This window comes from Haemophilus sp. SZY H35 (assembly GCF_018829705.1).
Lineage (GTDB): Bacteria > Pseudomonadota > Gammaproteobacteria > Enterobacterales > Pasteurellaceae > Haemophilus > Haemophilus haemolyticus_K.
Genome location: NZ_JAHKJZ010000001.1, coordinates 445930 through 467835 on the forward strand (window position 1 = coordinate 445930; position 21906 = coordinate 467835).

Consider the following 21906-nt stretch of genomic DNA (forward strand, 5'->3'; position numbering starts at 1 on the left):
ATCTAAAACGGGGGAAAACTGGATAAAATCGGTCGCGTATGATACCTTATTTTCGCTGAATTAAACAGAAATTTAAGGACATCAAATGAAATATCAAGCAAAAAACACCGCACTTTCTCAAGCCACTGATTGCATTGTTTTAGGCATCTATGAAAACAATAAATTTTCAAAAAGTTTCAATGAAATCGATCAATTAACCCAAGGCTATTTAAGCGATCTAGTGAAATCAGGTGAGCTAACTGGCAAATTAGCCCAAACTATTTTACTTCGAGATCTTCAAGGTCTGGCTGCCAAACGCGTGTTAATCGTTGGCTGTGGCAAAAAAGGGGAGCTCACGGAGCGTCAATATAAACAAATCATCCAAGCTGTATTAAAAACACTAAAAGAAACCAACACGCGTGAAGTTGTTTCTTATTTAACTGAAATTGAATTAAAAGATCGCGATCTTTATTGGAATATCCGCTTTGCCATTGAAACGATTGAACACACCAATTATCAATTTGATCATTTCAAATCTCAAAAAGCAGAAGCCTCTGTTTTAGAATCCTTCATCTTTAATACGGATTGTGATCAAGCACAACAGGCCATTGCTCATGCCAATGCGATTAGCTCAGGTATAAAAGCAGCACGCGACATCGCAAATATGCCACCAAATATCTGCAACCCAGCTTATCTTGCTGAACAAGCAAAAAATTTAGCAGAAAAAAACTCTACCGCACTTTCTTTGAAAGTTGTGGATGAAGAAGAAATGGCAAAACTTGGAATGAATGCTTATCTTGCCGTCTCAAAAGGCTCTGAAAACCGTGCTTACATGTCTATTTTGACATTCAATAATGCACCAGATAGAAACGCCAAACCAATTGTACTTGTAGGCAAAGGATTAACCTTTGATGCTGGCGGTATTTCACTTAAACCTGCCGCTGATATGGATGAAATGAAATATGACATGTGTGGTGCAGCCTCTGTCTTCGGCACAATGAAAGCCATTGCAGAGTTGAACTTGCCATTAAACGTTATTGGTGTTTTAGCAGGTTGTGAAAATCTGCCTGATGGCAATGCTTATCGCCCAGGCGATATTCTCACCACTATGAATGGCTTAACCGTAGAAGTGCTCAACACCGATGCGGAAGGTCGCTTGGTACTTTGTGATGCCCTTACTTATGTTGAGCGTTTTGAACCAGAGCTTGTTATTGATGTTGCAACCTTGACGGGTGCTTGTGTGGTTGCCCTTGGTCAACACAATAGTGGCTTGGTTTCTACAGATAACGATCTTGCCAATGCACTACTCCAAGCCGCAACAGAAACCACAGACAAAGCATGGCGTTTACCATTAAGCGAAGAATATCAAGAACAACTTAAATCGCCTTTTGCTGATCTTGCCAACATTGGCGGGCGCTGGGGTGGCGCAATTACTGCCGGTGCATTTTTGTCTAACTTCACGAAAAAATATCGCTGGGCACATTTAGACATTGCAGGTACGGCTTGGCTACAAGGCGCAAATAAAGGCGCAACCGGTCGCCCTGTTTCGCTATTAACCCAATTTTTGATTAATCAGGTTAAATAAAATAGGCATGAAAATAACCGCACTTTTAAAAAGTGCGGTTATTATTCATATTATTTCCCCGAACGATATGCCTTATCCATCGCCATAATCACCTCACGTACCACTTTTTTCTGCTCTTGTGGCAAATTCAAAAACATCTGAAAAAGCGTCTGATCCTGATAACTTGCCGCACTTTCCCAAATATACTTGTTTGATTCTTTTTTCTTCTCTAATTTTGCAACTTGATAGGCCTTTTCATCTGATACTAATTCTTGAATATCAATTTCAAGCCATTCAGCAAGGGTTTGAAGCCGTGCAAGCGAAGGTAAGCCCTCACCTCTTAACCAGCGAGCAACAGCGTGTAAACCGATCGGTTTACCATAATGGCGTAAGTTAAATTCACGTTCAATTACAGAAGCTTTGGGGTCGTAACCTTTTGCTAATAAAGTTGTACGTAATTTTTCCGCAAAATATTCTTTTTCATTCATTCCTCTAAGCTATCTAACGGAAATTTATTTAGCGTAACTTTCAATGAAAGTTACGTAAATATCTGTGACAGTTGATAAATTGTCAAAAAACTCTCTTTAGCTAAATATGACTAAACAAATTAAATCAAAACAGCGTGTTGCGGATCACGGGGAAGTGTTTACTCGTGAGCAAGAAGTCAATGCGATGCTAGAGCTTATTGAACAAAGACCGTTACAAGATGAAGCAACTTACTTAGAGCCCGCTTGTGGTGATGGGAATTTCTTGATCGCGATTTTGAAACGCAAGTTGGATAAAGTAGAAAATCTATACAAAAAGCATCAGCGAAAATATGAATTTTATGCTATCCGAGCTTTGTATTGCCTTTACGGGATTGAACTATTGGAAGATAACGTCAACGCTTGCCGAATGCGCTTATTTCATTATATGCAGCAAGAGTATGAACGGCTTTATCAAGAGATTAATGAAAAATTCTATGCAGTGCTGAAACATATCTTAGAACTAAACATTGTTCATGGAAATGCACTTTCGATGACCCATGCCAAACCTAATCAGCATGGTGAATATGAAATGCTAACTTTTCCTCATTGGACAGCACAAGAAATGGGGGCGGGTTATTTGAAATGGAAAATTAAACGCCATGATTTCACCTTCAAAAATTTAGTAGATCAAAGGGAGCAATCTTACCAATCACTTTCAAAACAAGAATTCTACTCACACTATTTTCTGGACATCCAAAATGCAAAACCCATCGATAAACTATAACCCTGACGTGCTTTCTTGCTTGGCGAATTTATCAAATGATGAAGTGTTTACCTCGCCTGCACTTGCCAATCAAATGTTGGATTTATTGCCGCAAGAATTATTCCGTTCATCAAAAACAACATTTCTCGATCCTGCCACTAAATCAGGCGTATTTTTACGAGAAATTGCCAAACGGTTATTGGAAGGGCTGAAAGACGAAATCCCCGATTTACAAACACGAATTAACCATATTCTAACCAAACAAATTTTTGGCTTAGGCATCACCGAACTCACTGCCTTACTTGCCCGTCGCACACTTTATTGCAGCCGTGAAGCCAATGGAAAATTTTCTGTTTGTGATGGATTTAACGATCCACAAGGCAATATTTTTTATTCTCCGCTAAAACACCAATGGGAAAATGGACGTTGCGTAAAGTGCGGTGCAAGCGAACAAGTTTATGAGCGTGGCGATGAATTAGAAAACCATGCCTATTCCTTTATTCATCAAGATTTAGCCAATATCAATGAGAAATTACCCGTGAAATTTGATGTCATTATCGGCAATCCGCCGTATCAGTTGAGTGATGGTGGTGCACAAGCCAGTGCCAAACCGATTTATGATCAATTTGTGCAACAAGCCATTAAATTACAGCCGAAATACCTTTCGATGATTATTCCGGCAAGATGGTTTACCGGTGGGAAAGGTTTAGATGATTTTCGTGATCAAATGCTCAATGACCGACGAATTTCAGAAATTCATGATTTTCCAAATTCAAATGATTGTTTTACGGGTGTAGAGATTAAAGGCGGCGTTTGTTATTTCCTTTGGGAAGAACAACACAACGATGATTGCTTAATTGCGACCCACGAAAAAAATTCGCAAATTTCTGAAATGAAACGACCGCTTAAAGAAGAAGGATTAGATTTTTTAATTCGTTATAACAGTGCAGTTCACATTTTAAGGAAAGTAAAAGAAAAAGAAGAAAAAAGTATTAGTGATTTAATTAGCGGAAGAAAACCATTTGGATTAGCAACAAATTTTAAAGGAAATTCTGTACCTTATAAATCATCAGCTCATAATATAAAACTTTATCAAAATAAAGGCATTGGTTATGTAAAACAAGAAGATATTCCTGTTAATAAGCAATGGATTCATGCCCATAAAGTTATTGCACCTTATGCCGTAGGCTCTGGAGATAGTAAAACTGACTGGGTAAAACCGATTTATGCTGAACCCAATACAGCTTGTACAGAAACTTATCTTGTTATGGGACCATTCGAAGATAAACAAACTTGTGAAAATGTGATGAGTTACATTAATACACGTTTTTTCCATTTTATGCTTACGCTCAAGAAAAATACCCAACATACCACGAAAAAAGTCTATGAACTTGTTCCAATGCAAGACTTCTCTAAACCATGGACAGACAAAGAACTCTATGAAAAATATCAATTAACCCAAGCAGAAATTGAATATATTGAATCAATGGTTCGCCCGATGACAAATGAATAATGTTCAAGATCCCCCTCTTTAGAAAAGAGGGGTTAGGGGAGATTTGATTGCGATCTTAATTTCTCATGAACTTCGTTTTCACGCCTGCCAAATCTCCCCCTGCCCCTCTTTGCTAAAGAGGGGAGTTTTTGAGAAAAATTTATACTTTATACGCCTGTAATATCACAAAGGAAAAACAATGAGCTACCTTTCACCGCTACGCCATCCGAGAATTTACGCCTACGCTGACACCCGTTATCCCAATTGCTTAAAAGTCGGTTACACCACAAGAACCGTGACGGAACGCTTAAAAGAACAATATCCTGTTACATTACCTTCTCAAAGCTACCGTGTTGAACTAGACGAAGAGGCAATCCGTGACGATGGTTCATTTTTTACTGATCACGAAGTGCATCAAGTACTGCTTAAGCATGGTATAGAACGTCTTGATGGCGAATGGTTTAAATGTGATTTAAAAGCAGTACAAGCGGCATTATTAGAAGTAAAAACGGGCGTAGTGCAGAAACGCCAAGCGATTTTTAACTTCGGCATGCGACCTGAACAGCAAAGTGCGGTGGAAAAAGCGGTTGATTATTTCCAAAATTTTGCAAACGACCCACTTAATCAAGGCCAAATCCCCCATTTCCTTTGGAATGCCAAAATGCGTTTTGGGAAAACCTTTGCAGCGTACCAATTAGCAAAAAGAATGGGGTGGAAGAAGGTATTAGTACTAACGTTTAAACCTGCAGTACAAAACGCGTGGCAAGAAGATTTGGAAAATCACCTTGATTTCCAAGATTGGGCGTTCGTGACGGAAGAAAAAGATTGGCAAATGAATGCCAATTTTCCGCAGGTTTGTTTTGGTTCGTTCCAAGATTATTTGGGCAAAAGCAAAGCGGGCGGGATTAAGCTCAAAAATGAATGGATACACGCTATCAATTGGGATTGTGTGGTTTTTGATGAATATCACTATGGGGCATGGCGAGACAAGGCGAAAGATCTCTTTGCCGATAACGATTGGGAGAAAGAGCAATCCAAGCAACAGAAAGCTGAAGAGCACGAAATGGAGCTTGATTCGCCCAACTACTTTGATGAAGAATTGTTACCAATTACTACCGATCACTACCTTTATTTATCGGGTACGCCATTCCGTGCCATTAATTCGGGCGAGTTTATTGAAGAGCAAATTTTCAACTGGACGTATTCCGATGAACAAAAGGCAAAAAATGCGTGGGAGGGTGAAGATAACCCTTATTTAGCCTTGCCGAAAATGGTAATGCTCACTTATCAATTGCCTGATGAAATTCGTGAAGTTGCCTTAAAAGGAGAGTTTGCTGAGTTTGATTTAAACGTATTTTTCTCTGCTACAGGTGAAGGAGAAAAAGCGAAATTTAAATACCAAAATGAAGTGCAAAAATGGTTAGATCTTATTCGTGGGCAGCTACTTTCTACTACGGTAGATAATCTCAAAATGGGCGCAGAACGCCCACCAATGCCATTTAGTGATGCCAATTTATTAGGCAGTTTGTTACACACCCTTTGGTTCTTACCAAATGTGGCAAGCTGTTATGCAATGCGGAATTTATTAGCTCAACCACAAAATACGTTTTATCACAATTATCAAATTATTGTAGCGGCAGGTAATGAAGCAGGTATGGGGGCTGATGCATTAATTCCCGTGAAAAAGGCGATGCAAGATCCGCTCAAAACCAAAAGCATCACGCTTACTTGCGGCAAATTAACTACAGGCGTGTCGGTTGCGCCGTGGGCAGGGATTTTTATGTTGCGAAACCTTACCAGCCCGGAAACCTATTTCCAAGCGGCCTTCCGTGTGCAAACGCCGTGGGTATTACGTGGACAAGATCCGAATAATCCCAATGCACAATGTATCCTAAAAGAGAATTGCTATGTGTTTGATTTTGCACCTGATCGCGCATTACGCCAACTTGCTGATTACAGCTGCCAACTGAATACTGAGAGTATTAACCCAGAACGTAAAGTGGCAGAGTTTATTCAGTTCTTACCTGTGCTAGCCTATGACGGCAGTTCAATGCGACCAATTGATGCATCGGGCATTTTAGATATGGCGATGAGTGGCACAACGGCAACTCTTTTGGCACGCCGTTGGGAAAGTGCGTTGTTGGTAAACGTGGACAATGACACACTTAGAAAACTGAAAAATAATGATCAGGCAATGAAAGCATTGATGAATATTGAAGGCTTCCGTCAGTTAAATTTAGATTTAGAAACCATCATCAATAAATCAGAAGCGGTTAAAAAAGCGAAAAAAGAGGCTGGAGATAATCCAACATCACAACAGAAAAAAGAGATTTCGGAGGAAGAAAAAGCAGAAAAAAGCTTGCGAAAACAAATTCAAGAAAAATTGATGAAATTTGCTACGCGTATTCCGATTTTTATGTATTTGACCGATTACCGCGAAAATGTGTTAGAAGATGTAATCCGCCAACTGGATAGCGAGTTATTTAAAAAGGTGACGGGCTTAACACAAGCCGATTTTGATTTGTTAGTGAGCCTTAATTTGTTTAATAAAGGTTTGATGAACGATGCTGTATTTAAATTCAGACGCTATGAAGATAGCAGTCTTGAATATACCGGTATTGTGAAACATCATCCAGAACAGATCGGCCTTTATGATACAACAGTGGATATTCGGGAATACCGCGGAGCGTATTAATTTGAAAAACGGTGAATATATCGACTATTCACCGTTATCAATAACATTTAACAATCAATAAGACGCGATATTCACATCACCGACACCGCTTTAATTTGAACATATACATCTTGCCCAATAGAAAAACGCAGTTCATTTTGGGCCCATTTACTGATACTTGCCCAAATCTTATGCCCTTCCACCAGCACCGCAATATCCACTCGAGAATCTTGTATCTCAATTTGTGCAACTTGGCCAGGTAAAATATTACGAATGCTTGTTTGTTCTGGCTTTTTCAGTGTGATAGAAACATCTGAACTATAAATACAAACTCGCACTCGCTCGCCTACATTTGCGGGCACTTGATGAATCCAGAGCGCTTGTTCGCCTAACGAAAGTGCAGTCATTTTATAAGGTGGATTATGCAAATGAACGGGCAAGGCAAGTACACTACTCTGTTCGCTTTCCCCTTTCCAAGGAGCAAAAATAGCACTATTCCAAATTTTTTCTACACTGTCATAGGCTTTCACAATGCCGTTTTCCATCAGTACAACGCGATCAGCTAAACGCAATAGTTCGTCTAAGCTATGTGTAACATATAAAATCGGGATATTAATTTCTTTAGAAAGACGTTCCAAATATTGCATTAGCTCGCGTTTGCGGGGAACATCAAGGGCTGAAAGTGGTTCGTCCATCAGTAAAATATCAGGATCAGTCAGCAGTGCCCGCCCGATTGCCACACGTTGTTTCTCTCCGCCAGAAAGCGTAAGCGGATAACGCTTTAATAAGTGAGTAATCCCGAGAAGATCGACAATATAATTAAAATCATCTTGCGAGACATTTTTCATACCATAGCGCAAATTGCCTTTCACGGTATAGTGAGGAAATAAACGCGCATCTTGGAATACATAGCCAATTTTACGCAAGTGGGTCGGCAATGATTCTTGGCTTTCCATATTCACTAAAGTGCGGTCATTTAAACGGATGAATCCTTCGTCTGGTTGTATCAAGCCACTGACGAGATTAATCAACGATGTTTTACCAGAACCAGACAAACCGAAAATTGCAGTTACCCCTTGATCTGGCACTTGTATATTCGCTTGCAAGGCAAGTTGCCCGAGCTGTTTTTTCACATTAATCTGCAACATTTCCTTGTCCTAATTTTTTCTGCATTCTCTTGCTCAACCACTCTGACAATAGCAAAGAAATCAATGAAAGAATGATAGCAAATAAACACAAACGAGCGGTTTGTTCTTCTGCACCTGGTGTTTGAATAAAAGAATACATCGCAAGGGGAATCGTTTGAGTTTCGCCTGCAATGTTCGATACAAAGGTTATAGTCGCACCAAATTCCCCTAATGATCGAGCAAAACCAAGAACCAGCCCAGCTAAAACCCCTGGTAAAGAAAGTGGCAAGGTTATTGTAAAAAATACACGCCAAGCAGAAGCGCCTAATGTTTGCGCCGCTTGCTCCAATTTAATATCAATATTTTCTAAAGAAAGTCGAATCGCACGAACAACCAATGGAAAAGCAACCACTGCAGAGGAAAGCACCGCCCCCTTCCAACTAAAACCAAAAGATAAGCCAAACCACTGATATAAATACTTGCCAATGAAACCGTTACGCCCCATTGCCACAAGCAATAGATAACCGATAACCACAGGTGGCAACACTAAAGGCAAATGAATTACGCCAGTAATCAGGGATTTTCCATAGAAATTTTTACGCGCTAAGAGCCACGCAACAAAAATGGCTAAAGGTAAACTCCAAAGCATGGAACTGACGGCGACACTCAGGCTTAAATTAATCGCTGAGATTTCCATTGGAGTCAGATTGAAAAATGAAAAAAATTGGGTAAGCAAAATGAATCCTTATCTGAATAGCCTCTCTTTAAATTCCTTGTTTATGAGAATATCCCATATTGATGAGAGGTAAGATGCTCTATAATAACAAAAGGGCAGAAATATCCGCCCTTCATGACTATTAAGATTCTATCTTATTTTGCAGAGAAACCATACCCTATAAGCACTTTCTTCGCAGCATCTGACTCTAAATATTTCAAGAAGTCACGAGAATCCGCATTATCATGACCTTTAACAATAGAAACGGGGTAAACAACGGGTTTATGGCTATCCGCAGGGAAAATACCAACTGTTTTTACTTGTTGGCTTACTTTTGCATCAGTGCTGTACACAATACCGTAAGGTACTTCTGCACGTTCAACTAAAGCTAATGCGCCACGCACATCTTTAGCACGAGCTAAACGATCTTGTACTTTATCCCATAAATTTAATTTAGTTAATGCTTCTTCTGCGTATTGACCAGCAGGCACGTGCGCAGGATCGCCAACAGATAAATAGCTATCTTTTAATGCATTAATCCATTCGCCTTTTGCAATATTCAAAGAATTTACCGCACTTTTTGCTGGTGCGATTAAGACTAAATCATTACCCACTAAAACTTTTTCAGTTTCTTTCACAGTTAAATCTTTTTCAGAAAGATATTTCATCCATTTATTGCTTGCTGATACAAAAATATCCGCTGGCGCGCCTTCTTCAATTTGTTTTGCTAAAGTTGAAGAAGACGCGAAAGAAAACACCACTTCATTTTTCGGATTTTGTTTTGCGTAATCTTTTGCTACTTGTTGTAATGCATCGGTCATTGAAGCAGCTGCAAATACAGTCACTTTAGCGGATGCCGCAAAAGAAAATCCTAATCCTGCGATTAAAAGTGCGGTTGAAATTTTAGTTAATTTTTTCATGAATCATCTCCTATGATTATCGATATATAATTTATTATATATCAATTTTAATATATAAAGAAAGTAGCAAATATAAAAAATAACTAATCATTTCAGGTGATTCGCCTTATATAAAAAGGTATTTAGTGATTAAATTTATCTTCTGTTTTCTTCAAATTACCATTTTCATCTTCTTTCGCTGACATAGGCACGCAGCTACAATTAGGTTGATCTAATCCCCACTCTTTAATGAAATTATCATATTTTTCAAGTGCACGTTTAAACCAGCATTTTGGCTTCTCAGTTTGTTCTGTCATAAAGTTCCTCGTTCTAAATATTGTTTAATTTCTAAACGCAAACATTCTACGCCTTTTTTCTTGTTAATGGGAAGTTGTTTTTTTGTTAAATAAGTGGAAATTAATGGGAAATTTTCTTTGCCTGCTAATTTTAATAAACGCCTTATCGCAGAAATGCTCGAAAATAAAGTGCGGTGAAAATTAGCAAAGTTTTTTAAGCTCAGCCAATCAAACTCATCAAGCTGCCAATCAAGCTGATTTTGCTGAAAATTTATGGCGAACGGATGAAAAGATAAAGGGAGATTACGCTGAAATTGTTTGTGCGCAGTATCAACTAAAGCCAAGCCTTCTTTGGAAAGACCTTTAAGAGCAATCGCTGAATAACAACCACTACTCGCTTCTTGGTGTTCACCTAAATGTACCAAAACAAAACCGCACTTTTGCCAAAATTTTGCAAGTTCGTCAGTGTAACCAAAACTCACCGAAAGAAAATCCACTTCTGAATTTTCCATAAATTTCATTAGATTTTGACCAATGCCCTGTTTTTGCCAATTTGGCTGAACCGCGATACGAGAAATGCGTAAGGAACGTAATTTACAGGCTTGAGGCAAGTTTTCATAGAAACATAATGCCTGCGGCACCAGATTCCCTTTCGGACGACGTTTGCCTTGTTGAATTTGAATAATCAACTCATCATCAGCCATATTTCCTTCTTCTAATACCCAAATTGCACCGAGCAAATTCTGTTGATATTCGGCAAAATAAAAACGTTGATTTTCCCCATCCAGTAAACGGCGAAGATCAAGTGGCGACGTTCGATAATGCGCCAATGTCATTAAGCCATAAAAATCTGCAATATGATGAGGTTTTTGCACTTCTCGAATTTGATAAGGGAGATGAGGTCGAAAAGGAAATTGCTGAAAATCATCTTCGGCATTTAGCAACAAAAGATCATCAATAAAACGTTCTAACGGATCATTTTCTTGCCAACGTAGGGGATGTTTAAGCTCAAAATGGTGAAAAGTGCGGTGGATTTTCCGTTTAAATTTTAATTCGAAACCACGCCCCGTTCCTTCATAGCTATGAATTGTAGTACTGAAAATAATATGTTGAAAATATTGAGAATATTCTTGTAATAACGGCAATGGGATCATCGCAGCTTCATCTACGAGTAACCAAGCAGATTGACTAAATTCGGGTTCATGTTGTAACCGAATTGTCAGTTCATCAGGAGCAATAAATTCAATTCCTCCTTCTGAAAATTCAATGACCGAATGTACCGCACTTTTATTCGGTGCGGTGAGATAAACTGGCGCTTGAATTTGGTTAGAAAGCATCCCCAATAATGCAGATTTCCCTCTTCCCCGCTTGGCGGTTAGAAAATAAATATCCTGATCGGCCTGTAAAATAGTTTCGATAATTTTTTGTTGCGCTAGCGTAGCATTTTTGTGATGCTCGTTAGAATAAAAAACCGCAGGAAATTCAACCGCACTTTCATCTCTTAAAATAGGGAAATGATAGCACTCAATGCAATGTTTGAAATGATCAATAAAATTAGGCGTGGCGATTGCTGACTGATTTCCATTCCAACGTAAACTATCTTGATCAACTTGCAGAGATAAATTTTCCCAATCGGATAACACTAAACAAAGTGTGCCGCCCATTTTCAGTGTTCCAACTGCAATAGCTAACGCTTCAAGATGAATGCCATTTCGCCCATCAAATAAAATATGTTCAAATTCTTGTCCGAGCAAATTCGTTGCTTTAGAAAAAACAATGCCACTTTCACCGATAATCAATACGTTATCAGGCACAAGCGGCAAAGTTTTTCTGATTAAAATTTGAAGCTGGCGAAATGGCATCTTTTATTTTAAATAGGCAATTAAGATCGCACCAATAAAACTTACGCAAGCAAGCCAAAAGAAAATGCTTTTAGGTTGAGAAACTTTTTTACTGAAAAATTTTGCAGCAAACACAATATACAAAATCAATAGTGCGAATTTAGCCACCAACCACCATTCAATATCAAAAGCAAAGAGATATAAAATGACGACACCAGAAACAATCAGCAAGGTATCTGATAAGTGCGGTAAAATTTTTAATAATTTTATCGAACGCCAGTTTTTGCCAGTAAGCTGCATTGCGCCACGAATCACCAACAAGGCAAAACTTAAAAAGGCGAAAAAAATATGTAAATAAACTAGCATAATCACTCCCAAAAAAGTAAGAAAAGTGCGGTTAACATCAACCGCACTTTCTCAATATAAATTACTTCGCAATACGTTTATATTTAATACGATGTGGCTGAGTCGCTGCATCGCCTAAGGTTTTCTTTTTCCACTCTTCGTAGTCTGAGAAGTTACCTTCATAGAAGGTGACTTTACCTTCATCACCGTAATCTAAAATATGCGTTGCGATACGGTCTAAGAACCAACGGTCATGGGAAATCACCATTGCACAGCCTGGAAATTCTAAGATCGCATTTTCTAACGCACGTAAAGTTTCAACGTCTAAGTCATTGGTTGGTTCGTCTAATAACAATACGTTACCACCACGCTGTAGAAGTTTCGCTAAGTGTAAACGACCTCGCTCACCACCCGATAATTCGCCAACACGTTTTTGTTGATCTACGCCTTTGAAGTTGAAACGGCCGACATACGCACGGCTTGGAATTTCAAAGTTACCAATAGTGAGAATATCTTGTCCGTTAGAGACTTCTTCCCATACGGTTTTCTTATCATCCATTGAGTCACGGAACTGATCGACAGAGGCAAGTACCACAGTTTCACCCATTGTAATTGAGCCGCTATCTGGTTGTTCTTGACCTGACAGCATACGGAATAATGTTGATTTACCCGCACCGTTTGCTCCGATAATCCCAACGATTGCACCTTTTGGAATACTAAAAGATAAATCATCAATTAAAGTGCGGTCGCCATAAGATTTGGTTAAGTTTTGCACTTTAATCACTTTATCACCTAAGCGTGGACCAGGTGGAATAAAGAGTTCGTTAGTCTCGTTTCGTTTTTGGTATTCGCCACTGTTCAATTCTTCAAAACGAGCCATACGCGCTTTGCTTTTCGCTTGGCGGCCTTTTGGATTTTGACGAACCCATTCTAACTCTTTCGCAATAGATTTTTGACGCGCATTTTCAGCTGCTTGTTCTTGCTCTAAACGTTTCTCTTTTTGCTCTAACCAAGAAGAATAGTTACCTTCCCAAGGAATACCCTCGCCACGGTCAAGCTCTAAGATCCAACCCGCTACGTTATCTAAGAAGTAACGGTCGTGGGTAATTGCGACAACAGTGCCCTCGTAGTCATGTAAGAATCGCTCTAACCATGCCACAGATTCTGCATCTAAGTGGTTAGTTGGTTCGTCTAATAAGAGCATGTCTGGTTTTTCAAGTAATAAGCGACAAAGTGCCACACGGCGACGCTCACCACCAGATAAATGTTCAATTTTGGCATCCCAATCAGGTAAACGTAATGCATCTGCGGCACGCTCTAATTGGTTATCTAAATTATGCCCATCATGCGCTTGAATAATGGCTTCAAGGTTCGCTTGTTCTGCCGCTAATTTATCAAAATCCGCATCTGGATCCGCATAAAGCGCATACACTTCATCTAAACGAGTCAGTGCATTTTTCACGTCAGAAACCGCTTCTTCCACTGCTTCACGAACAGTTTGTTGCGGTTCTAATTTTGGTTCTTGCGGAAGATAACCGATTTTGATTCCTGGCTGTGGACGAGCTTCCCCTTCAAATTCTTTATCTACGCCCGCCATGATGCGTAAAAGGGTTGATTTACCCGCACCATTTAAACCTAAAACCCCGATCTTAGCGCCAGGGAAAAAGCTTAAAGAAATATCTTTCAAAATATGACGCTTCGGCGGCACTACTTTACCGACACGATGCATCGTATATACAAATTGAGTTGACATATTTATCCTTTATCTAATAAAAAAGTGCTGTCATTTTACTTGAAGTTTCTTTATTTGCCTAACAATAGGCAAATAATAGATAAAAAAAACCACCCGAAACGGGTGGCAGGAAAGTAGTTTAGCTATATTTATGATTATTTTATTTAGGAACTTTATGAATATCAAGCAATCACTTGACGGGAGCTATGTTACTGAATATTCAGAGACGAGGGAAATGCTATTGAGAGTTTTTTTGATTTACATCAACATTTTTGACAGAAAAATTCGTTTTTGCGTGTAGAATAAACAACTTCTAATGCTAGCGTTCAAAATAATTAGGATTTTTTGTGAAAACGTATTCATTATTACTCGGTCTATTCTTTAGTTGCAGTGTTTTAGCTCACCCCCATGCATTTATAGATATGCAAACCACGCCTATCATAGAAAATAATCAACTCACCGGCTTATCAATGAAATGGACTCTGGATGAACCAAGTTCGTCCGCAGTTATTTATGATATGAAACAGGCTAAAACAAAAAATGATCAGCAAAAACTCATCGATGATGCCATGGGAAATATTGTGAGTGAACATTATTTTAGCTATCTATATGACGCTCAAAACAACAAAATCAAATATTCTTCACACCCCAAAAATTACGGGGTAAAAATCCAAGGATTACAGCTACAATATTATTTTGATGTTCCTCTCGCACATTCTCAAAAGTTAGAAAAAAACGCATTTAGCTTACAAACTTACGATCCCACTTATTATGTGGCGATGACTTACGCCTCAAAAAGTGCGGTAGATTTTTCCGCACTTCCGAAAAATTGCCAAGGAAAATTAATTGAACCTAATGTGGATGAAAAAATCCAAGCCTACGCATCTTCACTTGATAAATCCCAAAAGAACGAAGATGATTCATTAGGCGTGATGTTCGCGCAAAAAATAATAATTCAATGTGAGTAGAAATGAAAAAATATAAAACAGGGCTCGTGTTATTAGTGATTGCACTTGCCTTATTTGGCTATTTTTCCCCTTGGTTTTTCTTACATATTGCTGCATGGCAAAAAGATTTTAATCAACTTATTTCGGAAAATTTACATCAAATTCAAAATAATAGTATCAAGGCAGGCATTACGCTTATTTTTGCCAGCTTTGTTTACGGCGTACTCCATGCCCTCGGGCCTGGACACGGCAAATTTATTATCGCCAGCTATCTTTCCACTCATGAAAGCCAATTAAAACAAAGCACCATATTGAGTTTACTTTCTTCCTTAATGCAAGGCATTGTCGCAATTACGGCAACAACATTGCTCGTTGTGGTACTTAATCTATCATCACGTTATTTCAAATTAAGTCAGCTTTGGTTAGAAAGAGCTGCATTACTATTATTGGTATTTCTCGGCTGTTATTGGATTTGGCAAGGTTTACGAGCCTATCGTAAAAAAGCTAAATTAGCCATTAAATCCCTAAATCCCCTCCTCCTACACGAAAAAAGTGCGGTGAAAAATAACCGCACTTTTCAACCAAACACTTGTAGCTGTGGACACCAACATTTACCAAACCCTACACAAACTGCACAAGCAACCAATCTAAAATCACAATTTCTCGTGATTTTAACAATTGGCATGCGACCATGTAGCGGTGCTATTTTCGTTTTATTTTTAGCTTATATGCTTGATCTTTATGGCTGGGGAATTTTGGCTGTATTGGCCATGTCTTTCGGCACAGGACTTATGCTGTCAGCTTTCGCGGGAATTGTACGTTATGCAAGAAATACCGCAATTCACTTAGGGCGTTGGTATGGTTCAAAACATACGAAAGGAAAAAGCGACAGCATCATAAAATTAATAGCAGGCGGAATAATGCTATTTTTTGCCTTGAGCTTGTTGTATGGAACATTAAATCCAGTAAATGGAGGCACTATTTTATTTGGAAATTAGTAAGCTATCAAAACTATTTTATTATCGAGAGATAATAGTTTGCCTTGATATTTTATTAAATTATAAACAACGGTCAGATATAAATTTCATTAAAAAATACCTCATAATCTACACATCAACAGAAAAATATATGTGTTGTACATATTGAATATATCTGGCACTTTAAGCAATAAAAAAACTCTCTCAAAATATTGAGAGAGTTTTATATTATAACCTAAGCATTAATTACCATTGATATCCGACTCCAGCGCCAACAGCATAATCGCCTGCACTGGTTGCCGAGCCACTCACTTTGAAATGAATGCGGTTATTATCACTTGATTTACTTAAGCCTACTGCCACAGCATTTTGACCTTTAAAGTTACCAACACCTACACCAACCATTGTGCTACCTGCACGGTTTGTTGTTGGAATATTTGCCATAGCGACTGCTCCAGCAATCCCACCACGAAGTTTTCTATCTGTTTGTTTTAGCTCGTTACGAACTGAATTTACAGAATGATCAACATAGCGTTTATTTGCTGCATCAGTTAAGTTTTTAGGATCTTGAACGTTTGTAATTCTGCGTTCATGACCAACATCACCTACTGAAATAGTATTTTCTTCTTTCGCAACAGAGCCTTCACCTAATGCAACGGAGCCAGCTGCCTTAGCTTCTGCATTATGACCTATAGCCGTTGAGCGATCTGCATGTGCTTTAGCATTATTACCTAAAGCAGTAGAATGCTCCCCTTTCGCTTCAGAGCCATATCCCATTGCAGTTGAATCTTTACCTGAGGCTTTAGCACCTTTACGATTACCTGCATTATTTGAGGCAAAACTAGTTTCACCATCAGCATTAATTAATCCTGAACCTTCAATACGATCTTTAATCATTTTTACAGTATTTTCGGAATTTTTAGCTTTATCTGCTGCCGTTTCAGCTGCAGTCTTCGCAGTTACCGCACCTTCTTTCGCTGTCACAGCCGCATCTTTCGCTTTGCCTGCTTCTGTTGCTGAGGTTGCCGCCTCGCCCGCTTTCGTATTGGCAATATCACGAGCCGCTTCCGCACCTTCTTTCGCTGTCACAGCCGCATCTTTCGCTTTGCCTGCTTCTGTTGCTGAGGTTGCCGCCTCGCCCGCTTTCGTATTGGCAATATCACGAGCCGCTTCCGCACCTTCTTTCGCTGTCACAGCCGCATCTTTCGCTTTGCCTGCTTCTGTTGCTGAGGTTGCCGCCTCGCCCGCTTTCGTATTGGCAATATCACGAGCCGCTTCCGCACCTTCTTTCGCTGTCACAGCCGCATCTTTCGCTTTGCCTGCTTCTGTTGCTGAGGTTGCCGCCTCGCCCGCAGCAGTTTCTGCACGTGCAACAGATTGATTGATCTCGTTTAGCTTATTAGTTACGGTGGTTGCTGCAGTTTTAGCATCTGCAATTGCTTTCTTAGAATCGGCATTTAATTTATAAATTACTGAACCATCAGTACCAGCTTCAACAACAAGCCCATCCTCCGCTTTGAAGTTCAAAGTATTATTTGTTTTATTTTCAGTTGACGACTTGTTATTGCGCATAGTTTTAACTACTGTATTTCCTACAGTAAACTTATATTCCGTTTTAGCAATTTCATCGGCAGCTTTGATTACGTGGTAAAGTTGTGAACCAGTAACTACATCACTCGATTTATCAGAGATTTCACCAGCTCCAACATTTTGGATCTGGCGTTTAATATTGTCATTACCAAAACTTACAGTGCCATTATTGGTTGCAAGAACGCCTGTAGGTAAGGTTGTGTCACCAATTTGGAGGCCACTTACTGTATGTTTATCTGATGTACTTGAAGATTCGCCAATAGCAATATCGCTAGATTTATTAGCAACCGCACTTTTACCCAAGGCAATACCAGAAGTTGCACCAGAGGCAACATTAGCACGATCACCAATGCTAATCCCTGTGCCAGCCTCTGTTTTAGCGCTGTTACCTAAAGTAATAGAATAACTTGCAGCTGCTTTCGCTTGTGCACCATTACCAATTACAATAGCTTGAGTTGCACCTTCTTCTGATTGTGCTTTATTATCTGTTCTATTATCTCCCAAGCCACCAATTACAATAGATTTTGAGGCATTTGCTGTTGCCTCTGGACCGATTGCTACAGTTCTATCGCTTCCTGCTGTTGCATATGCACCAATGGCGACACCCCTTGCTGATTCTCCTTTTGCATTTTGACCAATAACAACAGAGTTTTCTCCTTTTGCAGTAACATTTGTACCAATAGCAACGGTATTTTCTCTTTGTGCACTTACACTACTACCGATTGCAACAGTATCTTCACGTCCAACTGTTGTTTCATTACCAATCGCAATACTGTTATCTGAGCCTTTCCAAACTCCATTAACAGCGTGGCTTCCTGTAATACTTGCATTATTACCTAAGGTAATAGCATTGCTTGCCCAGTTCACAGTACTATTATTACCGATAGCAATAGAGTTATCAGGTTTTAGTGAATAAGGAGTACTTGCTAGAAGTTTTGCATTGGTACCGAATGCAATTGAGTTTGTTGCACCTTCAACTTGTGCTTGTCTACCAATAGCAATACCATTTAGTGCTTCACGATATTGATTTCCCCAGTAGTTATTAACATTTGCTCGAGAGCCGATGGCAATAGAATCCGCGGCTAAGGCATTGGCATATACACCAACAGCAACAGATCGAGAACCTTGAGCACCAGATTTTTCTGTAAATTTACCCAAGTTATCATTAAATGTCCCTCCTGAGAATTTTTTTTCAGCCTCTACTTTTGAAGCTGTAGCTGTAAGCCAATCTGCCCAAATACCCGTATTTTCTGTATATTTTGAGCCATCTGCTTTGTCATCTCCTATTTTATTTCCTTCAGCATTTACGTGAAAAAAGCCCTTATAGCGATCTAACATTTTATTTAATGAATTTGTTGCATCAACAGCAGATAAAACCCCAGGGTTTTCTGTTTCTTCTAACGACATATGTTTTAAAATGCCACTATTTGCATCATAAACAACAGCTACACCCTGCGTGGGAATATCGTTGTAATTGATTTTAGCAGCATAAGAAATACTACTTGCAAGAATAGAGGTAATCAGTGTAGCTAGAATAGATACACTAAGTGTTTTGTTATTTTTTTCCGAACTAGATGTTGAGCTAGCTTTAACTGCACCTTTCGCTAATTCTGAAACAACTTCCTGTCTCTGTGTTGTTTTATTCCAAATAACTTTAAATATACGGTTCATTCCTGATCCTCAATAAATTAAAATCTATGTGTTAAATACTTTTAGATATATTTGTGCTATCTAAAGAAAGCTCCGCATTCTGCCATATTAATGGTGATATAACCATCGTTTTTTTGTAAAGATTTGTAAAGATAAGGTGTTAAAAATATGAAAAATATTTAGTTTAAATCGATAGTGTATAAATTGGCTCTAAATTACTATCGTTTTTTGTTGACAAGAGGTTTTCTTATCATTAAAATGCGCGCCCTATTCCTTGTGATACAAAATTTATTCCTCCTTAGTTCAGTCGGTAGAACGGTGGACTGTTAATCCATATGTCGCTGGTTCAAGTCCAGCAGGAGGAGCCAATTTTTCTTTTGGTTTAGAGTTTGTTTGTCTCCTTTTACAAATTCTAAATTAGCAACCAAAAGATTTTTAGCCCATCATATTGATGGGCTTTATTTTTATCAAAATCATCTCTTTTTTCTATCCACAGAGCCTGTGGATAACTTTGTGGATTAACTTTTTAAAATTTTGCGGATCCCTTGTTCTTACAAGGATTGTTCGATCTTGATTACAGATTAGCCTAAAATTAAATTTTAATTTGAAATCAATGAGTTAAGTTTTGTCTAGTAAAAAATTAAAGTTTTTTTTATGAATTTGTGACATCTTCCTCTTGACATTGCTAAGTCTGTGTAAAACTTAGATTTTTGCCTGATCAATTTTACACATTAAATATGCTAAAATAGACATTATTCAAAACTATGAAAAAACCGACCGCACTTTATGTCTGAAAAAATCAACACAAAACCGTTCATTCTGCATTCCGACTTTCGCCCCTCTGGCGATCAGCCACAAGCTATCGAAAAATTGGCTGAAAATTTAACGGATGGATTGGCACATCAAACTTTGCTCGGTGTAACAGGCTCAGGGAAAACCTTTACTATTGCCAATGTAATTGCCCAATTAAATCGCCCCGCAATGTTACTTGCGCCAAATAAAACCCTTGCAGCCCAGCTTTATGCAGAAATGAAAGCCTTTTTTCCAGAAAATGCGGTGGAATATTTTGTGTCTTACTATGATTATTATCAGCCAGAAGCCTATGTGCCTAGCAGTGATACCTTCATTGAAAAAGATGCGTCTATTAATGATCAAATCGAACAAATGCGTCTTTCTGCGACGAAATCTTTTCTAGAACGTCGAGATACCATCGTGGTGGCTTCTGTTTCAGCTATTTATGGTTTGGGTGATCCTGATAGCTACTTACAAATGATGTTGCATTTACAACAAGGTGCCATTATCGATCAGCGCCAAATTTTAGCGAAGTTAGCGGAATTGCAATATACCCGCAATGATCAAGCATTTCAGCGTGGAACATTCCGTGTTCGCGGAGAAATTATTGATATTTTCCCTGCGGAATCTGATGATCGTGCTGTGCGTATTGAATTATTTGATGATGAAATTGAGCGATTAAGTTTATTTGATCCGCTCACGGGCAGTAGTTTTGGTGCAGTACCACGTTTTACGATCTATCCTAAAACTCACTATGTTACGCCAAGAGAACGTATTTTAGATGCGATAGAAAACATCAAAAAAGAACTCGTATCACGCCGTGAATACTTCATTAAAGAACATAAACTTTTAGAAGAACAGCGTATCAGCCAGCGTACCCAATTTGATATTGAAATGATGAATGAATTGGGCTATTGCTCGGGTATTGAAAACTACTCTCGCTATTTATCGGGCAGAAATGAAGGCGAGCCACCACCAACATTATTCGATTATATGCCCTCTGATGCCATTTTAATTATTGATGAATCTCATGTAACGGTGCCTCAAATTGGTGGAATGTATCGTGGCGACCGTTCACGTAAAGAAACCTTAGTCGAATATGGATTCCGTTTGCCGTCCGCATTAGATAATCGTCCGTTACGCTTTGAGGAATTTGAACGCTTAGCTCCACAAACCATCTATGTTTCCGCAACTCCAGGGCCTTATGAATTAGAGAAATCAGGTAGTGAAATCATCGATCAAGTGGTTCGCCCAACTGGTTTGCTTGATCCGCTCATTGAAATTCGTCCAGTCTCAATTCAGGTGGATGATTTACTTTCCGAATCTCGCCAAAGAGCGGATAAAAATGAGCGCGTTTTAGTGACAACACTCACCAAGAAAATGGCAGAAGATTTAACGGATTATTTAGATGAACACGGGATCCGAGTACGTTATCTACATTCTGATATTGATACCGTGGAACGCGTCGAAATTATCCGTGATTTGCGTTTAGGCGAATTTGATGTATTGGTGGGAATTAACTTATTACGTGAAGGTTTAGATATTCCGGAAGTGTCTCTTGTGGCGATTTTAGATGCCGACAAAGAAGGATTCTTACGTTCCGAACGTTCTTTAATCCAAACCATCGGCCGTGCTGCACGAAACTTAAATGGTAAAGCGATTTTATATGCGGATAACATCACAAAATCGATGGAAAAAGCCATTACTGAAACCAATCGTCGTCGCGAAAAACAAACAAAATACAATGAAGAGCATGGCATTGTGCCACAAGCATTAAATAAGAAAGTCGGTGAATTGCTAGATATTGGACAAGGTGCAAACCCAAAAGCGAAAGCCAATAAACAACGCGGAAAAATGGCAGCAGAACCAACCGCACTTTATAATGCACCAAAAAATGCCAAAGAATATCAACAACAAATCAAAAAACTGGAGCAACAAATGTATAAATTTGCGCAAGATTTGGAATTTGAAAAAGCCGCGGCAATTCGCGATCAATTACATCAATTGCGAGAACAATTTGTTTTTGATAACTAAAAAAACGCCAGCTTAAGCTGGC

The 21906-nt window shown here is 38.9% G+C and carries 16 protein-coding genes and 1 tRNA gene; 8 read left to right on the plus strand and 9 right to left on the minus strand.

The genetic code is table 11. The features are described 5' to 3' along the window. Window positions 1–85: 85 nt before the first annotated feature. A complete protein-coding gene (locus KP710_RS02080) occupies window positions 86–1564 on the plus strand; it encodes a leucyl aminopeptidase (RefSeq protein WP_048954044.1) in 1479 nt (492 codons plus the stop codon). 50 nt (window positions 1565–1614) lie between these two features. Here the strand turns inward: KP710_RS02080 and KP710_RS02085 are convergent, their stop codons facing one another. Next, window positions 1615–2031 carry a hypothetical protein gene (locus tag KP710_RS02085; RefSeq protein WP_048954045.1) on the minus strand — a complete coding sequence of 139 codons (417 nt, stop codon included), beginning with the start codon at window positions 2029–2031 and terminating at the stop codon, window positions 1615–1617. A gap of 106 nt (window positions 2032–2137) precedes the next feature. Here KP710_RS02085 and KP710_RS02090 point away from each other — a divergent pair, with 106 nt between their 5' ends. The 3 genes from KP710_RS02090 to KP710_RS02100 all read left to right on the plus strand — a co-directional run bounded on the left by KP710_RS02090 (window position 2138) and on the right by KP710_RS02100 (window position 6960). After that, window positions 2138–2794 carry a DNA methyltransferase gene (locus KP710_RS02090; protein WP_048954046.1) on the plus strand — a complete coding sequence of 219 codons (657 nt, stop codon included), beginning with the start codon at window positions 2138–2140 and terminating at the stop codon, window positions 2792–2794. Beyond that, complete coding sequence (locus tag KP710_RS02095; RefSeq protein ID WP_048954047.1) at window positions 2769–4286, plus strand: Eco57I restriction-modification methylase domain-containing protein; 1518 nt, start codon at window positions 2769–2771, stop codon at window positions 4284–4286. The genes KP710_RS02090 and KP710_RS02095 overlap by 26 nt, the downstream gene beginning before the upstream one ends. A gap of 178 nt (window positions 4287–4464) precedes the next feature. Beyond that, a complete protein-coding gene (locus KP710_RS02100) occupies window positions 4465–6960 on the plus strand; it encodes a DEAD/DEAH box helicase (protein WP_048954048.1) in 2496 nt (831 codons plus the stop codon). A gap of 71 nt (window positions 6961–7031) precedes the next feature. Here the strand turns inward: KP710_RS02100 and modC are convergent, their stop codons facing one another. From modC to ettA, 7 genes are all read right to left on the minus strand, one after another. Next, on the minus strand, window positions 7032–8087 hold the full coding sequence (gene modC / locus KP710_RS02105) for a molybdenum ABC transporter ATP-binding protein ModC (protein WP_048954049.1): 1056 nt from the start codon (window positions 8085–8087) through the stop codon (window positions 7032–7034). Next, the gene (gene modB, locus KP710_RS02110; protein ID WP_005654374.1) at window positions 8074–8802 is read right to left on the minus strand and encodes a molybdate ABC transporter permease subunit; all 729 of its coding nucleotides are present in this window, start codon (window positions 8800–8802) and stop codon (window positions 8074–8076) included. Before modB ends, modC begins: the two co-directional genes overlap by 14 nt. Window positions 8803–8936: 134 nt before the next feature. Continuing rightward, window positions 8937–9701: a molybdate ABC transporter substrate-binding protein gene (gene modA, locus KP710_RS02115; RefSeq protein WP_140450171.1), complete on the minus strand. Its 765-nt coding sequence runs from the start codon at window positions 9699–9701 to the stop codon at window positions 8937–8939. A gap of 122 nt (window positions 9702–9823) precedes the next feature. Then, entirely contained in the window at window positions 9824–9997 is a 174-nt protein-coding gene (locus KP710_RS02120; protein ID WP_181153762.1) for a DUF5363 family protein, read from the minus strand. Then, window positions 9994–11838 (minus strand): tRNA(Met) cytidine acetyltransferase TmcA, encoded by a 1845-nt coding sequence (locus KP710_RS02125; RefSeq protein ID WP_140450172.1) that lies wholly within the window; start codon window positions 11836–11838, stop codon window positions 9994–9996. The genes KP710_RS02120 and KP710_RS02125 overlap by 4 nt, the downstream gene beginning before the upstream one ends. 3 nt (window positions 11839–11841) lie before the next feature. Further along, entirely contained in the window at window positions 11842–12183 is a 342-nt protein-coding gene (locus KP710_RS02130; RefSeq protein WP_140450173.1) for a SirB2 family protein, read from the minus strand. A 61-nt stretch (window positions 12184–12244) separates the two neighbouring features. Further along, the gene (gene ettA, locus KP710_RS02135) at window positions 12245–13915 is read right to left on the minus strand and encodes an energy-dependent translational throttle protein EttA (protein WP_140524239.1); all 1671 of its coding nucleotides are present in this window, start codon (window positions 13913–13915) and stop codon (window positions 12245–12247) included. A 326-nt stretch (window positions 13916–14241) separates the two neighbouring features. Here ettA and zevA point away from each other — a divergent pair, with 326 nt between their 5' ends. After that, window positions 14242–14862, plus strand: a complete 621-nt coding sequence (zevA, locus tag KP710_RS02140; protein ID WP_140524241.1) for a zinc transporter binding subunit ZevA — start codon at window positions 14242–14244, stop codon at window positions 14860–14862. A 2-nt stretch (window positions 14863–14864) separates the two neighbouring features. Continuing rightward, entirely contained in the window at window positions 14865–15839 is a 975-nt protein-coding gene (zevB, locus tag KP710_RS02145) for a zinc transporter permease subunit ZevB (RefSeq protein ID WP_140524244.1), read from the plus strand. A gap of 225 nt (window positions 15840–16064) precedes the next feature. Here the strand turns inward: zevB and KP710_RS02150 are convergent, their stop codons facing one another. Next, entirely contained in the window at window positions 16065–19079 is a 3015-nt protein-coding gene (locus tag KP710_RS02150; RefSeq protein WP_215770880.1) for a YadA-like family protein, read from the minus strand. A 271-nt stretch (window positions 19080–19350) separates the two neighbouring features. Here KP710_RS02150 and KP710_RS02155 point away from each other — a divergent pair. Then, a tRNA-Asn gene (locus tag KP710_RS02155) sits at window positions 19351–19426 on the plus strand. Window positions 19427–19844: 418 nt separating this feature from the next. After that, the gene (gene uvrB, locus KP710_RS02160) at window positions 19845–21884 is read left to right on the plus strand and encodes an excinuclease ABC subunit UvrB (RefSeq protein WP_140523984.1); all 2040 of its coding nucleotides are present in this window, start codon (window positions 19845–19847) and stop codon (window positions 21882–21884) included. Window positions 21885–21906 lie beyond the last annotated feature (22 nt).

Coding starts and splice junctions, on each gene's coding strand:
- KP710_RS02080 (WP_048954044.1), top strand. CDS start 86: ATGAAATATCAAGCAAAAAACACCGCACTTTCTCAAGCCACTGATTGC.
- KP710_RS02085 (WP_048954045.1), bottom strand. CDS start 2,031: ATGAATGAAAAAGAATATTTTGCGGAAAAATTACGTACAACTTTATTA.
- KP710_RS02090 (WP_048954046.1), top strand. CDS start 2,138: ATGACTAAACAAATTAAATCAAAACAGCGTGTTGCGGATCACGGGGAA.
- KP710_RS02095 (WP_048954047.1), top strand. CDS start 2,769: ATGCAAAACCCATCGATAAACTATAACCCTGACGTGCTTTCTTGCTTG.
- KP710_RS02100 (WP_048954048.1), top strand. CDS start 4,465: ATGAGCTACCTTTCACCGCTACGCCATCCGAGAATTTACGCCTACGCT.
- modC (WP_048954049.1), bottom strand. CDS start 8,087: ATGTTGCAGATTAATGTGAAAAAACAGCTCGGGCAACTTGCCTTGCAA.
- modA (WP_140450171.1), bottom strand. CDS start 9,701: ATGAAAAAATTAACTAAAATTTCAACCGCACTTTTAATCGCAGGATTA.
- KP710_RS02120 (WP_181153762.1), bottom strand. CDS start 9,997: ATGACAGAACAAACTGAGAAGCCAAAATGCTGGTTTAAACGTGCACTT.
- KP710_RS02125 (WP_140450172.1), bottom strand. CDS start 11,838: ATGCCATTTCGCCAGCTTCAAATTTTAATCAGAAAAACTTTGCCGCTT.
- KP710_RS02130 (WP_140450173.1), bottom strand. CDS start 12,183: ATGCTAGTTTATTTACATATTTTTTTCGCCTTTTTAAGTTTTGCCTTG.
- ettA (WP_140524239.1), bottom strand. CDS start 13,915: ATGTCAACTCAATTTGTATATACGATGCATCGTGTCGGTAAAGTAGTG.
- zevB (WP_140524244.1), top strand. CDS start 14,865: ATGAAAAAATATAAAACAGGGCTCGTGTTATTAGTGATTGCACTTGCC.
- KP710_RS02150 (WP_215770880.1), bottom strand. CDS start 19,079: ATGAACCGTATATTTAAAGTTATTTGGAATAAAACAACACAGAGACAG.
- uvrB (WP_140523984.1), top strand. CDS start 19,845: ATGTCTGAAAAAATCAACACAAAACCGTTCATTCTGCATTCCGACTTT.